The 14,504-nt window shown below is 61.2% G+C and carries 16 protein-coding genes; 11 read left to right on the forward strand and 5 right to left on the reverse strand.

Annotation, left to right across the window (positions count from 1 at the left end; all coding sequences use genetic code 11):
* Positions 1–14: 14 nt before the first annotated feature.
* Positions 15–662 (reverse strand): LexA family protein, encoded by a 648-nt coding sequence (locus tag B723_RS26435; RefSeq protein WP_017339829.1) that lies wholly within the window; start codon positions 660–662, stop codon positions 15–17.
* Between the two features lie 129 nt (positions 663–791).
* Here B723_RS26435 and B723_RS26440 point away from each other — a divergent pair, with 129 nt between their 5' ends.
* A complete protein-coding gene (locus B723_RS26440; RefSeq protein ID WP_017339830.1) occupies positions 792–1,133 on the forward strand; it encodes a DUF6124 family protein in 342 nt (113 codons plus the stop codon).
* A 484-nt stretch (positions 1,134–1,617) separates the two neighbouring features.
* Positions 1,618–2,769, forward strand: a complete 1,152-nt coding sequence (locus B723_RS26445; RefSeq protein WP_017339831.1) for a M14 family metallopeptidase — start codon at positions 1,618–1,620, stop codon at positions 2,767–2,769.
* Positions 2,770–2,850: 81 nt separating this feature from the next.
* On the opposite strand, the gene B723_RS26450 is transcribed toward B723_RS26445, so the two are convergent.
* Positions 2,851–3,297 (reverse strand): winged helix-turn-helix transcriptional regulator, encoded by a 447-nt coding sequence (locus B723_RS26450; protein WP_017339832.1) that lies wholly within the window; start codon positions 3,295–3,297, stop codon positions 2,851–2,853.
* 94 nt (positions 3,298–3,391) lie between these two features.
* On the opposite strand from B723_RS26450, the gene B723_RS26455 reads away from it, so the two are divergent.
* Positions 3,392–4,621, forward strand: coding sequence for an MFS transporter (locus B723_RS26455; protein WP_017339833.1), 1,230 nt, complete (start codon positions 3,392–3,394; stop codon positions 4,619–4,621).
* A 98-nt stretch (positions 4,622–4,719) separates the two neighbouring features.
* Here B723_RS26455 and B723_RS26460 read toward each other — a convergent pair whose 3' ends face one another.
* Positions 4,720–5,265 carry a cytochrome b gene (locus B723_RS26460; protein WP_017339834.1) on the reverse strand — a complete coding sequence of 182 codons (546 nt, stop codon included), beginning with the start codon at positions 5,263–5,265 and terminating at the stop codon, positions 4,720–4,722.
* Complete coding sequence (locus B723_RS26465; protein ID WP_017339835.1) at positions 5,262–6,347, reverse strand: catalase family peroxidase; 1,086 nt, start codon at positions 6,345–6,347, stop codon at positions 5,262–5,264. Before B723_RS26465 ends, B723_RS26460 begins: the two co-directional genes overlap by 4 nt.
* A gap of 156 nt (positions 6,348–6,503) precedes the next feature.
* Between B723_RS26465 and B723_RS26470 the strand changes: the two genes are divergently transcribed.
* Both B723_RS26470 and B723_RS26475 read left to right on the forward strand, forming a co-directional pair.
* Positions 6,504–7,010: a sigma-70 family RNA polymerase sigma factor gene (locus tag B723_RS26470; RefSeq protein ID WP_017339836.1), complete on the forward strand. Its 507-nt coding sequence runs from the start codon at positions 6,504–6,506 to the stop codon at positions 7,008–7,010.
* A complete protein-coding gene (locus B723_RS26475; protein ID WP_017339837.1) occupies positions 7,007–7,759 on the forward strand; it encodes an anti-sigma factor family protein in 753 nt (250 codons plus the stop codon). The genes B723_RS26470 and B723_RS26475 overlap by 4 nt, the downstream gene beginning before the upstream one ends.
* Positions 7,760–7,798: 39 nt before the next feature.
* Here B723_RS26475 and B723_RS26480 read toward each other — a convergent pair whose 3' ends face one another.
* Positions 7,799–8,635 carry an IclR family transcriptional regulator gene (locus tag B723_RS26480; protein WP_017339838.1) on the reverse strand — a complete coding sequence of 279 codons (837 nt, stop codon included), beginning with the start codon at positions 8,633–8,635 and terminating at the stop codon, positions 7,799–7,801.
* A gap of 242 nt (positions 8,636–8,877) precedes the next feature.
* On the opposite strand from B723_RS26480, the gene B723_RS26485 reads away from it, so the two are divergent.
* The 6 genes from B723_RS26485 (at position 8,878) to B723_RS26510 (ending at position 14,487) form a co-directional block, all read left to right on the forward strand.
* Positions 8,878–9,897: an ABC transporter ATP-binding protein gene (locus tag B723_RS26485; RefSeq protein WP_017339839.1), complete on the forward strand. Its 1,020-nt coding sequence runs from the start codon at positions 8,878–8,880 to the stop codon at positions 9,895–9,897.
* Positions 9,894–10,763 carry an ABC transporter permease gene (locus tag B723_RS26490; RefSeq protein ID WP_017339840.1) on the forward strand — a complete coding sequence of 290 codons (870 nt, stop codon included), beginning with the start codon at positions 9,894–9,896 and terminating at the stop codon, positions 10,761–10,763. The genes B723_RS26485 and B723_RS26490 overlap by 4 nt, the downstream gene beginning before the upstream one ends.
* Positions 10,764–10,769: 6 nt before the next feature.
* Positions 10,770–11,564 (forward strand): ABC transporter permease, encoded by a 795-nt coding sequence (locus B723_RS26495; RefSeq protein WP_017339841.1) that lies wholly within the window; start codon positions 10,770–10,772, stop codon positions 11,562–11,564.
* A 7-nt stretch (positions 11,565–11,571) separates the two neighbouring features.
* Positions 11,572–11,862, forward strand: a complete 291-nt coding sequence (locus tag B723_RS26500) for a (2Fe-2S)-binding protein (RefSeq protein ID WP_017339842.1) — start codon at positions 11,572–11,574, stop codon at positions 11,860–11,862.
* 157 nt (positions 11,863–12,019) lie between these two features.
* Positions 12,020–13,375: an NAD(P)/FAD-dependent oxidoreductase gene (locus B723_RS26505; protein ID WP_017339843.1), complete on the forward strand. Its 1,356-nt coding sequence runs from the start codon at positions 12,020–12,022 to the stop codon at positions 13,373–13,375.
* Entirely contained in the window at positions 13,372–14,487 is a 1,116-nt protein-coding gene (locus B723_RS26510) for an NAD(P)/FAD-dependent oxidoreductase (RefSeq protein WP_017339844.1), read from the forward strand. Before B723_RS26505 ends, B723_RS26510 begins: the two co-directional genes overlap by 4 nt.
* The last annotated feature ends 17 nt before the right edge of the window (positions 14,488–14,504 follow it).

Raw genomic sequence — 14,504 nt, forward strand, 5'->3', positions numbered from 1 at the left:
GAGGACCGATCTGATCAGAACCTGGCCGTTGCCTGAACCACTACGCCGATGATTCGGCAGGCTTCAGTGAAAAGGGCTTTCGGATATGTCGGATTGAGCGGGACCAGGTAACGCTGCCCGCCCTCTTCGATCAGCTTGCGAAAGGTCGCCTCGGTGCTGTCCGGCCATTGGGCAATCACCAGTTTTCCGGGCTCCGGCACAATGGCCGGGTCCACCAGGATCATCATGCCCTCGGCGATACTGACGCCAGTCGGTGCGGTCATCGCATCGCCCGTCACCCTCAACCAGAACGCCGCGCCCTGAGCGTGGTAATCGGTCAGCTCGAATCGCGCCTTGTCATACACCGTCGGCTCGCCGTCGCGCACCTCGCAGGATTCTCGCCAGTCACTGACCGGGTAACGGAAGTACGGGTTGTACTTTCGCACCAGATCCTGGCTGTCCTCCTTCGACGTGTCCGGCTCGCGGATAACCAGCGCCACTTCGAGAAATTCCATGCCCAGCGCGTGTAATACCCGGTTCATGTCATCGATGCCCGGCTGGCGGCGTTTGTTCAGCCAATGGCCTATGCCGCCCTGGGACATTCCGAGGCGCTCGGCGAGTATCTCTTGAGTGACGTTGAGTTCACTCATCTTGGCCTTGACCAATTCAATCCATTTATCCATGTGCGGCACGATACGTGGGCGCCTCTCCCCATCAAAACACAAATTGTAGTATTTAAATTCTCGTCACAAATACACTTCGTACTAGGATTGGATCACGGATCTGAATCTATCACGGAGCTTGCCATCGCCATGACTATCCCCAGCAACGACCTGCCCGATCTGCAAATCGACACCTCCCTCACCTCGCCAAAAGGCTCAGCTGCCGCACAACGGGCACTGGATTATTACTTGAAACCAGCTGTGTCCGAGGAGGTGGAAGAAGAGCGCTTTTTCGAGGTGAACCGCAACGTCAGCAGCGAGGAAGCGCTGGTGCGTGCTTCAGATCTGCTGTGCTGCGCCGCAGCCACGGCATCCGAATCAGCGAATAGTCTGCACGGTGTCCACCGGGCCCTGGCATTTTCGACGGTGCATATGATCGATATGGCCAAGGCGTTGCTGGATCGGTCCCTGGACGAGGATCATCACGCATAAGAAAGGAGGAGTAATTCGAGGGCGCGAAAAGAATTTTCCAATCGCGCAGATAAAATCATTTGACTTGCAAACGAGAATGATTATTATTGCATGCAGCTGGTCGCGAGATCAGTCGATTGTCCAAGTGACCTTAGGTCGGTCTCCTGGACTATCTCCTCATCAGGCTAATCACGGTTTTTGACCCGGCTTTTTGCCGGGTCTTTTTTTTTGCCAGTTATTCTGGCTTGACCTTCAGGCTAATGAAGTCTTTATGTGCTGCAAATTCGATGGCGCGGATAATATCAAAAGAATATCTGTTGGCAAGAGAAGCCCGGCAACATTGGCCCAAACTCGCGAAAAATAGCACTTGAGAATCAATCGCGCAGTCTCTAAGCTGCGTCTGCGTCAAGGAGGACGCCCCCCGCTACACCCCGCAATTTCCCCCGGTTTTTCCCTTCCCAGCGTGTAAAGTAGCAGCCATAAAAATCATATTCAGGAATCGACTATGACCGTGGCTAAATCCTCTTTCAGCATCAGTGCAAACTTCGACAGCGGCAATATTGAAGTGCTGGATATCAGCAATCCGTTGCAAGCGTTGCTGGCCATCAAGCCTGACACCCGCAGCCAGCATTTCCAGTGGTTTCACTTCAAGGCCAGCGGGTTGCACGTCGGTCAGGAGCACTGGTTTCGTCTGAGCAATGCCAGCAAATCCTCATACAACAAAGCCTGGGATGGTTATCAGGCGGTGGCGTCCTATGATCACGTCAACTGGTTCCGGGTGCCGACCATTTTCGAAGGCGACTGCCTGCGTTTTAGCCTCGAAGCCACGGCGACCCACGCCTGGTTTGCCTACTTCGAACCCTACAGCCGTGGCCGCCATGACTGGTTGATCGAGCAGGCGCTGACCAAGGCCGGCACCGAACTGCTGGCCACCGGCAAAAGCGTTGAAGGGCGTGACATTCAGTTGCTGCGCAAAGGCACCGGTGCCGAAGGCCAGCGCAAGGTCTGGATGATTGCCCAGCAACACCCCGGCGAGCACATGGCCGAATGGTTCATGGAAGGTGTGATCGAACGCCTGGAAAGGCACGACGATCCCGTCCTGAACACACTGCTGGCCAGCGCCGATTTGTACCTGGTGCCAAACATGAACCCGGATGGCGCCTTCCACGGTCATCTGCGCACCAACGCCATGGGCCAGGACCTCAACCGCGCCTGGCAGAGCGCCAGCCAGGAAGTCAGCCCGGAAGTCCTGTTCGTTCAGCAGCAGATGGAAAAATATGGTGTCGACCTGTTCCTCGACATCCACGGTGATGAAGAAATCCCTTACGTGTTCACCGCCGGTTGCGAAGGCAACCCTGGCTACACGCCGCGGATCGAAAAGCTGGAAACTCACTTTCGCGATCACTTGAAACATTTGACCAAAGACTTCCAGACCAAACACGGCTACACCCGCGACGAGCCGGGCAAAGCCAACATGACGCTGGCGTGCAACAGCATTGGCGAGAAATTCGACTGCCTGTCGCTGACCCTGGAAATGCCGTTCAAGGACAACGATGACGCACCGAACCCGCTGACGGGCTGGTCGGGCAAGCGGTCGAAGCAGTTGGGCAAGGATGTGTTGACGACTGTTGCGGATATGGTCGGCACCCTGCGCTAACCAAGATCTAAAGATCGCAGGCTTCGCCAGCTCCTACACGGTTCAATGCAGGAGTGGGCGAAACCTGCGATCTTTTGGTGTTTACTCTGCCGCGACCCGCACGCAATCCTCAGGTCCCAACAAGCGCCCATCCTCGGCGCGCAACTCCAGTGCCCGGACAGGTCGACCATTATCCCGGTCAACCACCCGCGAGTGCGCCTCCCCGTCCTCATAAAAGAACGCCTCGCCCCACTGCCGCAAACCAATGATCAGCGGAAACAACCCTTTGCCCTTCTCCGTCAACACATATTCCTGATAGGCGCTGCCGTCCGATGCCGGCACCAGATCGAAAATCCCGTGGGTCACCAGCGTGCGCAATCGCGCCGAGAGAATATTCTTCGCCATGCCCAGACTTCGCTGAAACTCACCGAACCGGCGAATGCCGTCGAATGCATCGCGCACGATCAACAACGACCACCAATCGCCAATGGCATCCAGTGAACGGGCGACCGGGCATTCGGCGCTTTGCATGCTTGTGCGTTTGGCCATGACTGAGCCCTCGAAAACAAACGTGGTTGCAATATAAAACCAGTTTGCTTACCGTACAACTGGTTTTATTTTGAAACCACCTTGGGAGCCCGGCATGAAGCCCACTCAAACAACACTCAGCACCGGCGTTGTACTGCTGTTCGCCGTAGCCTGCGGCCTGGCCGTCAGTAACGTGTATTACGCGCAGCCCTTGCTCGATGCCATGGCCGAGGCATTTGCCATGGACCCGGCCACCATCGGCATCGTCGTCACGCTCACCCAGGTAGGTTACGGCGTCGGATTGTTGTTGCTGGTGCCGCTTGGCGATCTGCTGAACCGTCGACGTTTGATCGTCACGCAAACCCTGCTGTCGGCGCTGACCTTGTTGATGATCGCCTTCGCGTCGAACAGTACCTGGTTGTTGATCGGGATGACGTTGACCGGGTTACTGGCGGTGGTGACACAAGTGTTGGTGGCCTACGCCGCGACATTGGCCATCCCGGCGCAGCGCGGGCGCGTGGTCGGCGTGGTCACCAGCGGCATTGTTGTTGGCATTCTGCTGGCCCGGACAGTCGCGGGTGGAATGGCTGATCTGGCAGGGTGGCGGTCGATTTATCTGTTGTCGGCGGGGTTGACGCTTGTGATGGCGTTGCTGCTGTTTCGCGTACTGCCGAAACATGAGAACACGCAACCCGCCAGTTCTTATGCGACGTTGCTCGGTTCGGTGTTCACATTGTTCAAGGAAGAACCGGTGCTGCGTCAACGGGCGGTTCTCGCGTTGCTGACCTTCGCCAGCGCCATGGTGCTGTGGACACCCATGGTGTTGCCGCTGAGCGCCCCGCCGCTGTCGTTGTCCCACACGCAAATCGGATTGTTCGGACTGGCCGGTGCCGCCGGTGCATTGGCGGCTGCACGTGCCGGGCATCTGGCCGATCGCGGTTTGGGTCAATGGACCAGCGGGTTGTCACTGTTATTGATGCTGGTTTCCTGGTTGCCGATCGCCCTGACCCAATCCTCCTTGTGGGCCTTGTTGCTGGGTGTGATTACCCTGGATCTTGGCTTGCAAGCCGTGCACGTGACCAGCCAAAGCATGATCTACAGCGTGCGCCCCGAAGCCCAAAGCCGTCTTACCGCGGGTTACATGCTGTTCTATTCGATTGGCAGCGCGTTGGGTTCGATCGGTTCGACGGCGATGTATGCGTGGGGCGGGTGGCTCGGCGTTTGCCTGCTGGGGGCAGGTATCAACGCCGTGGCATTGGTCTATTGGTGGCGGACGCTGCCCACGAAAGCACACGAAACCTGTGGCGAGGGGATTCATCCCCGTTCGGCTGCGAAGCAGTCGTAATTTCATCCACTGCGGTTTATCTGACAAACCGCATTGGGGCTGCTTCGCAGCCCAACGGGGATGAATCCCCTCGCCACAATGGATTTCGGCAGATCAAATCAGGTGCGATCCTTGCCCCGCAACATGCTGTCCAGCACCTCATCACGCCGCACCCAACCATGAAACAACGCCGCCGCCAGATGCAGCAGCACGGTCAGAAACAGCAGATACGCCAGATACCCGTGCGCCTTGCGCAGGAACGCAAACAGCTGCGCATTCGCTGGCACGATCGAGGGCAACTGCAGCGAACTGCTGAGCATCACCGGGTCGCCCGCCGCCGAAATCATTGCCCAGCCGAGCAGCGGCAGGATAAACATCAAGGCGTACAGCAAGACATGCGAGGCCTTGGCCGCCAGCGCCTGCCAGCCGGGCAAGTCCGCAGGAAGCGGTGGCTGTCGGGTAGAAAAGCGCACGCCGAGGCGCACGATCACCAGCAGCAGAATCGCAATGCCCAGCGGTTTGTGCAGATGGATCAGCCATTCATGACGCTCTGATACAGAAGCGACCATGCCCGCGCCGATGAACAGCATGGCAATGATCATCAACGCCATCAGCCAGTGCAGCAGTCGCGCCAGTGGCGCGAAGTGGTTCGGTTGGGCGCTCATTGTTGAGACTCCTGTTTAGCGGCGGGCAGTTGGCTGACTTCACTGGTGCGGCGCAAGTAGGAACTGGCGTAACCGGCAGAACGAGCGGCGAGCAACGGGTCGTCGGAACCTTCGATACCGGATGGCAAGACCAGCGGGTCATAGTTGATGTCCCGGCATTCGCCATTGAGTTGCGGCTGGGTGCTTTCGAGCACCAGCGTGCCAGCGTTCACCACTTTGCGACCTTCGGGCCAGGTTTTGCTGGCGTCGTTCACCGGATCAGCGGGGTCGGCCAGTGTGATCTGGAGCTTCCAACGCAACGGTCCTGCGGCGATCCGCTGAACCAGGTCTTTCTCGAGGAAGTCACCGCCCTCTGGGGCCGTGGCACCTGCTGCGTCCTGTGCCACCGGCACCATGCTCCAGCGCACCGCTTGCCGTTGCCCGGCGGCGTTGACCAGGTAAAACGCATTGACGCTGTTGTAGGTTTCCGTCACGTAACTGGCGGACGGCTTGGCGGTTTTGATCCAGGCCAGGAACGGCGCGGCTTCCGGGTGTGCACCGAAGAACGCCGGCACCGCTGCCGGGTTCGGTTTGCCGGTGGCCGGGTCTGGCGACTGGGCCTGCTGCAATTGGTAAAACGCTTCAGGCGTGCCCACCGGGAACACCGGCATGCTGTTCATCCCGGTACGCCACTGCTGGCCGTTGGCCTGGGTGAAACGCAGTGCGAGACTGCGGATCGGCACGCTGTTGTCCGGTGCGTAAGGATTGCCGGCCGGCAACGCGAAACGCCCCACAACCGGAGTCCGCGCGTCATTGAACACCTGAGCGCTGGAATAACTGCGCGCTTCACCGCTGCTCTCGAAGTGCCCGATCACGCATACCCCTTTGGAGTGATTACGCCGGAACCCCGGGTGCACGCCATTGTTGGTTTCCAACACGTTGATCAGTTTTTTCGGCGTCAGGCGCTGTGGGTCAAAGGTGCCGTTGACGTAGGCAAAAGCCCCGGCCACGACAGCGATCACCACGGCAATGCCGGCCAGGCGCAACGTCAGGCTCGCGGCACTCAACGGTGGCCGGGTGGGCGGTGATGAGCGATCTACCATGAAAGACTCCAGGGCCATGGGCCACAAGTGAGAAGGATCAAGCAGACGAACGCCATGCGGGTTTATTCCATCGCGCGGTATTTATTTTTTCGAGCGTGGAATAACCTCGAGTCCCGGGCGTCTCCCTAGTCCAGCGTAGTGACTAGTCAGAATGTGATGAACGATATCGACGAACAACTGAGTGAAATCATTCCCAGATTGCGCCGGTTTGCCGTGTCGTTGACGCGCAACCCCAGCAGCGCCGACGATCTGGTGCAGTCGTGCCTTGAGCGGGCGCTGTCGAGCTGGAGCGAAAAGCGTCCCGAGGGCGACTTGCGGGCCTGGCTGTTTTCGATTCTCTATCGGCAGTTTCTCGACGCTCACCGCCGCGCTCGGCGTTATGCGCGGATGCTCGAATTCTTTACCGGACGGGACGATTCCCAACCGTCGGTAGAACGCACCGTGATCGCCCAATCGACCTTGCAAGCCTTCGATCAGCTCAACACCGAGCAGCGCGCCTTGTTGCTCTGGGTATCGGTCGAAGGCCTGAGTTACAAGGAGGTCGCCGAGATTATCGACGTTCCCGTCGGCACCGTGATGTCGCGCCTGTCCCGCGCTCGCCAGGCCTTGCGCCAACTCAGCGACGGCGAAATCACCCGCCCTTCTCTGCGGAGACTCAAATGATCAGCATGCCCCCGAGCGAGCGTGACCTGCACGCGTATGTGGACCACCAACTCAATGATGACGACCGACGCCTGGTGGAGACTTTTCTGGCCGGTAACGTGGAAATGTCTGCACAGGTCCGCGCCTGGCAGCAGGACGCCCAGCAACTGCGCGCGGCCCTCAGCGGCGCATTGCAGCAACCGGCCAACCCGGACCTCGACCCGGCGCTGATTCGCCAACGCCTCAAGCGCCAATCACGCCGTCACCTGGCCAGCGCTGCGGTGTTGCTGATCGCTGTGAGCATCGGCGGGATCGGCGGCTGGCAGGCGCGGGAGATGACCCTCCTCAGCGCTGCGGCACCGATGGCCGATGCGATGCAGGCTTATCGGCTGTTTGCCCAGCAAGGCATGCTGCCGGCCGATTACAAGGTCAGCGACGACGGTGATATGCAGGGCTGGCTCGACCGTTATTTCACCCAGGCCCATCGCTTGCCGGACCTGTCCGGCGCAGGGTTCAAACCGGTCAGCGGGCGCTTGCTCAGCACCGAACAAGGGCCGGCGGCGATGGTGGTTTACGAGGATCGCAGCGGGCACAAAGTCAGCTTCTACGTGCGCCCGCCGGGACCGAGAAACTTCCTGCTGCCGAGGGGCAGTCGCAGTGACGGTGAATTACAGGCCGAGTATTGGTCGGGGAGCGGTTACAACTACGCGATGGTCAGCCCGACAGACACGCCTGCGGCGAAAATGCTCAAGCAAACCGTGCAGTTCTGAATACACCACCGTCCCCTGTGGGAGGATTGTTAACCGTATTCAACCCTGCCCGAAGACTTGAGATGGCCGGCGCAACAGCGGATCAAACGGATTGATCCGCGGCCCGATCAGCGCCGCTTCGCGCTTGAGCATGTCCACTACCGTGGGCAAACGATCCGGCCCGAGCCGATCACTCACGGTGGCAACACTCAACGCCGCCACCGCACGCCCTTCACGATCAAGAATCGGCACCGCCACACCAGCCATGCCCTGCAACACGCCGGTGTTGCGCCCAGCGTAACCGAGGGCACGCACGTTCTCGACTTCCGAGCGCAGGAACACCTCGTCATACAGGTGAAAATCCTTCAGCCGCGGCAAGTTGTAATGAATCACCGTGTCGCGTTCCTCTTCGGGCAGGAATGCCAGGATCGCCAGACTGCCCTGCCCCACACCCAGCGCCACCCGCCCGCCGATGTCGCCGGTAAACGTACGGATCGGAAACGGCCCTTCACTGCGGTCCAGGCAGATCGCATCAAACCCGCTGCGCGCCAGCAAAAACAACGAATCCCCCAACGAGGCCGAGAGCCGCAGCAACGACGGCCGCACCAGCTCGCGCAGGTTTCCGGTGTTGCCGGCACGCGCTGCCAGGGCAAAAAAATCCAGGCTCAGGCGATAGCGTTTACTGCGCACGTCCTGCTCGACCATACCCTCGTCCATCAGGCTGCGCAGCAGACGGTGCGTGGTCGGTTGCGACAAACCGATGCGCTGGGCCAGTTGCGTCACACTCTCGCCGCCCTCGACGGTGTCACCCAACGTGCGCAACACGGCAAACAGTCTTGAGACGGCACCGACGCCGACTTCATTTTTATTTTCATTCCGCTCAGTGGAATCAGTCATGTGATTTCTCGACGATTAATTTACTCACTGAATGAAACTAAAAATAACCATCGATTCAGTGAAATAGGCCATTGAGCCCATCCTAGTCTTCGTCCTAATCTGCGTCCACAGGGGCGATTCGAACAACAGCGGCAGCCGACTCAAGTCGAGCGCCAACGCACCCGGCAACACCTTTCGTATCTGCCCATACAAAAAAAGCGCGACCTCAGGCCGCGCATAACAATCTCAGGTGGAGCGCAGTTATGGCTTTTGTGCAACTTGAAGGACTCGGCAAACGCTACGGTGAGATCGACGCCGTCGTCGCCACCCACCTCTCGGTCGAGAAAGGTGAGTTCGTTTCCCTGCTCGGCCCCTCCGGCTGCGGCAAAACCACCACCCTGCAAATGATCGCCGGCTTCGTCGAAGTCACCAGCGGGCGCATTTTGCTCGACGGTCGCGACATCACCCACGCCAAACCTGCCAGCCGCGGTTTGGGTGTGGTGTTCCAGAGCTACGCACTGTTCCCGCACATGACCGTCAAAGACAACGTCGCCTTCGGCCTGCGCATGCGCAAGGTGCCCAACGGCGAGTTGCAGCAGCGTGTGGACCGGGTGCTGAAACTGGTGCGTCTGGACCAGCACGCCGAGCGTTACCCACGAGAACTGTCAGGCGGTCAGCGCCAGCGTGTTGCCCTGGCCCGAGCGCTGGTGATCGAGCCGCCGGTGCTGTTGCTGGACGAGCCGTTGTCCAACCTCGACGCCAACCTGCGCGAAGAGATGCAGTTCGAGATCCGCCGCATCCAGCGCGAAGTCGGAATCACCACGTTGATGGTCACCCACGACCAGTCCGAAGCGCTGTCCATCAGCGACCGCGTGGTGGTGATGCAGGCCGGGCGCATTACCCAGATCGATGCGCCCTACACCCTTTACGAACACCCGCGCACCGAATTCATTTCCGGCTTCGTCGGCAAGGCCAATCTGCTGCCCGGCGAGCGTGACAGTGCGGGTGTGGTTCAGGTGCGCAGCGGCGGTGAACTGACCCTCAGCCTGCGCCCGGAAAAAATCGATCTGCGGGAAAAAGATCACGGCCGTCTGCAAGGCCAGATCGTCAGCCGCTTCTTCCTCGGCAGCCAATGGCTCTACGGCGTCTCCACGCCCCTGGGCGAGCTCTGCGTGGTGCGCCGCAACGATGGCTCGGCGCCGATGAACGAAGGCACGGCCGTCGGCCTGGACTGGGACGCGGCGCTCCTGCGGGTGCTGAGTGTCGACGAGGTGTCGGCATGAGCACGCTCGTCGCCCTTCGCCAGGGACGCCAGGGTTACCTGTTGTCGGCACCGGCGCTGGCGTTGTACGTCTGCCTGCTGGTGATCCCGCTGCTGCTGACGCTGGTGTTGTCGTTCAACGTCTTCGACTACAGCTCGGGCATCAACGGTAACGCCTACACCGTCGACCATTACAGCAGCCTGCTGGGTGACCCGTACTTCTACGAAATTTTCCTGCGCACGTTCTGGATCAGCGCCCTGACCACCCTGCTGTGCGTGGTGATCGGCGTGCCCGAGGCCTACATCCTCAGCCGCATGGGCGCGCCCTGGCGCTCGATTTTCCTGATTCTGATCCTCACGCCGTTGCTGATTTCGGTGGTGGTGCGCGCCTTCGGCTGGAGCCTGTTGCTCGGCGCCGACGGCCTGGTCAACCAGACCCTGCAAGCCTTCGGTGGCTCACCGGTAAAGCTGCTCTACACACCGTTCGCGGTAGTGATCGCGCTGGTCCACGTCATGCTGCCGTTCATGATCATTCCGGTCTGGACCTCGCTGCAGAAACTCGACCCCGCCGCCGAACAAGCGGCGTTGTCCCTGGGCGCCAGCCATCTCACGGTGATGCGCAAAGTGGTGCTGCCACAGATCATGCCCGGCGTGCTCTCCGGCACATTGATCGTGTTCGGCCTCGCCGCCAGCTCCTTCGCCATTCCCGGCCTGCTCGGCGGGCGCCGCATCAAGATGGTCGCCACGCTGATCTACGACCAGTACCTGTCGGAACTCAACTGGCCGATGGGCGCGGCCATCGCCGTCGCGCTGCTGTTGCTCAACCTGCTGATCATGCTGTCGTGGAACCGGATGATCGAAGGCCGCTACAAGAAGTCATTGGGATAACTCGTCATGTCCAAGAACGGTCCTTTCGCCCTGCTGTTCCATACCCTGGTGGTCGTGTTCATGTTGGCGCCGCTGGTGGTGGTGTGCCTCGTCGCGTTCACCCCGGAAAACACATTGAGCCTGCCGACCACTGAGTTTTCCTTGCGCTGGTTCCGTGCGGTGTTCGAGCGCGCCGACTTTGTCGATTCGTTTTACAACAGCCTGATCCTGGCGTTCAGCGCCGCCAGTCTGGCGACGTTGATTGCAGTGCCGGCAGCGTTGGCGATCACTCGCTTCGAGTTCCCCGGCCGGGACTTTTTCAACGGCCTGTTCCTGTCGCCGATCATCATTCCGCACCTGGTGCTGGGGGTTGCCCTGCTGCGTCTGTTCGCGCTGATGGGCGTCAACGGCAGCTTCGCCTGGCTGATCTTTGCTCACGTGCTGGTGATCACACCGTATGTGCTGCGTCTGGTGCTGGCGTCGGCCATCGGCCTGGATCGCAGCGCCGAACACGCCGCGCAATCGCTGGGTGCCGGGCGCCTCACGCTGTTCCGCCAGATCACCTTGCCGATGATTTTGCCTGGGGTCGCCGGTGGCTGGCTGCTGGCGTTCATCAACAGTTTCGACGAGGTCACGCTGTCGATCTTCGTCACTTCGCCAGCCACGCAAACCTTGCCGGTGCGCATGTACGTGTACGCCACCGAATCCATCGATCCGATGATGGCGGCGGTATCGGCCCTGGTGATTGCGCTGACCGCGGCGACCATGATTCTGCTCGACCGGGTGTACGGCCTGGATCGGGTTCTGGTGGGTAAACAATGAGGGCGCCATGGCTCTGCTGAAACGACTGGCCGAAGGCGATCGCCCGGCCCTGGACTTTACCCTCGACGGCCAACCGGCCAGCGGGCTGCTCGGCGACACCGTGCTGACCGCGGTGCTGACGTGCAGCGAGCATTTGCGCGGCAGCGATTTCAGCGCCGAGCCTCGCGCCGGGTTTTGCTTGATGGGGGCGTGCCAGGACTGCTGGGTTCGGCTGGGCGATGGCCGGCGGGTGCGCGCGTGTTCGACGTTGCTCGAAGCCGGCCAACACATCAGCCGCGAACCGGGGCGTGCCCTATGAACCCACCTTTCAACTGCCTCTCCCCAATCCCCTGTGGGAGCGAGCCTGCTGGCGATGGCGGAGCATCAGCCTCTCTCATTTTTGAATGTGCCACCGTCATCGCCAGCAGGCTGGCTCCCACAGGGTTTCAGCGGTGGTCGGCTCAAGGGGGGTGGGTATGAAGTCCGTGGTGATCATCGGTGCCGGGCCGGCCGGGATTCGTGCGGCGCAGACTTTGGTTGCGCATGGCATACGCCCGATTCTGCTGGACGAAGCCGCACGCGGCGGCGGGCAGATTTATCGGCGTCAGCCGGCGAATTTCAAACGTTCGGCGGTCAAGCTGTATGGCTTCGAAGCCCGCAAGGCGCAGGCGTTGCATCAAACCATTGATGAGTTGCGCGACCAGCTCGATTACCGTCCCGACACCCTGGTGTGGAACGCCGAAGACGGTGCACTCGACACCTTGCACGAGGGCTGCGCGGCACGCCTGGAATTCTCTCGGGTGATCGTCGCCACCGGCGCCACCGACCGGGTTTTGCCGGTACAGGGCTGGACGCTGCCGGGTGTCTATAGCCTCGGCGCCGCGCAGATCGCCCTGAAATTCCAGGGCTGCGCCATCGGTGAACGAGTGGTGTTCGCCGGCAGCGGGCCGTTGCTGTATCTGGTGGCGTATCAATATGCCAAGGCCGGCGCCAAAGTGGTTGCGGTACTCGACAGCTCGCCGTTCAGCGCTCAGGCCCGTGCCCTGCCCGTCCTGCTGTCGCAACCGGGCACATTGGCCAAAGGCATCTATTACCGCAGCTGGTTGACCGCCCACGGCATCCCGGTGCATCAGGGCGCAACCTTGAAATGCATCAACGGCGAACAACGGGTGCAGTCGCTGAGCTGGTCCAACTCAAGCGGCGAGCATTCGCTGGACTGTGATGCCGTGGCCTTCGCCCACGGCCTGCGCAGCGAAACCCAACTGGCGGATCTGCTCGGCTGCGCATTCGCCTGGAACCCGCTCAACCGCGCCTGGCTGCCGCAACGCGACAGCGCCGGTCGCAGCAGTGTCGCCGAGGTTTACCTGGCCGGTGACGGCGCCGGCATCATGGGCGCCGACGCGGCGGAAATGGCCGGCGAACGCGCCGCCCTCGCCTTGCTCGAAGACAACGACTACCCGATCGCGCCGCAGCGTGGCAGGCAATTGGAGCAGGCACTTGGACGGATCGATACCTTCCGTCATGGCCTGGAACGCGCTTTCGTATTCCCCGAAAACTGGGCGGCCGATACCGCTGACGACGTAATGATCTGTCGCTGCGAAGAAGTGCGCGCCGGGGACATCCGCGAAGTGGTGCGCGAAGGCCATTGGGAAATCAATCGGGTCAAGGCCCATTGCCGGGTCGGCATGGGCCGCTGCCAGGGTCGGATGTGTGGTGCCGCGGCGGCGGAAATCATCGCCTGCGAAAGTCAGCGGGCGGTGTCCGGGATCGGTCGACTGCGAGCGCAGGCGCCGATCAAACCGTTGCCGTTTGGTCTGGAGATCGAACCATGATCGAAGTCGATGCAGTCATCATTGGCGGCGGCATTGTCGGGGCTTCCGCTGCGCTTTTCCTGAGCCAGGCGGGCCGTCGCGTGGTGCTGCTGGAACGGGATTTTTGCGGCTCGCATTCCAGCGGCGTGAACTACGGTGGCGTGCGCCGCCAGGGCCGACCGCTGTCGCAACTGCCGCTGTCGCAACGTGCCCACGAGATCTGGAGCCGGTTGCCGCAGTTGATCGGCATCGACGGCGAGTACCAGCGCAGCGGCCACTTGAAACTGGCGCGCAGCCTCGATGACCTGCGCGCGTTGCAGGACTATGCCGCCAGCAGTCAGGGCTTTGGCCTCGATTTGCAGGTGTTCGATCGCAGTGAATTGCGCGCGCGCTTTCCGTGGGTCGGCGAGGTGGCGGTCGGTGCCTCGTTTTGTCCGGATGACGGTCACGCCAACCCGCGCCTGGTATCGCCAGCGTTTGCCCGTGCAGCACGGCGCCACGGCGCGCAGGTCCATGAACAATGCGCGGTGGGCGCGGTGGAGCACGACGGCCAGCGCTTTCGCATCAGCACTCAAAACGGTCTCGAACTGCGGGCCCCCTGGGTGTTGAACTGCGCCGGCGCGTGGGCGGGAAAACTGGCCGAGCAATTCGGCGAAGCCGTGCCGATGCACGCCGGCCACCCGGCGATGCTGGTCACCGAGCCGCTGCCGTGGGTGATGAACGCCAGCACCGGTGTCGAGGGCGGCGGCATCTATGCGCGCCAGGTCGCGCGCGGCAATTGTGTGTTGGGCGGCGGTCAGGGCTTTGCCCTCGACGACGCCCGCGCCCGCCCCGGTCAACACGCGGTGATCGAGATCCTGCGCCAGGCGGTCGAGCTCTACCCGTTTCTTGAAGGCGCCCAGGCGATTCGTACCTGGAGCGGCACCGAAGGTTACCTGCCCGACCGCCAGCCGGTGATCGGCCACAGTGGCACTCAACCCGGTCTGTTGCACGCGTTCGGCTTTGCCGGCGCAGGTTTCCAGATCGGTCCTGCGGTGGGCCAGGCGCTCACCGAGATCATCTGCAGCGGCGCTTCAACCACGTCGCTGGATGCGTTTTCCATCACCCGGTTTCACTCCATCTCCGTTGCTTGATAGAGGAAGGTCGCGCC

It is taken from the genome of Pseudomonas fluorescens NCIMB 11764, assembly GCF_000293885.2.
Lineage (GTDB): Bacteria > Pseudomonadota > Gammaproteobacteria > Pseudomonadales > Pseudomonadaceae > Aquipseudomonas > Aquipseudomonas fluorescens_B.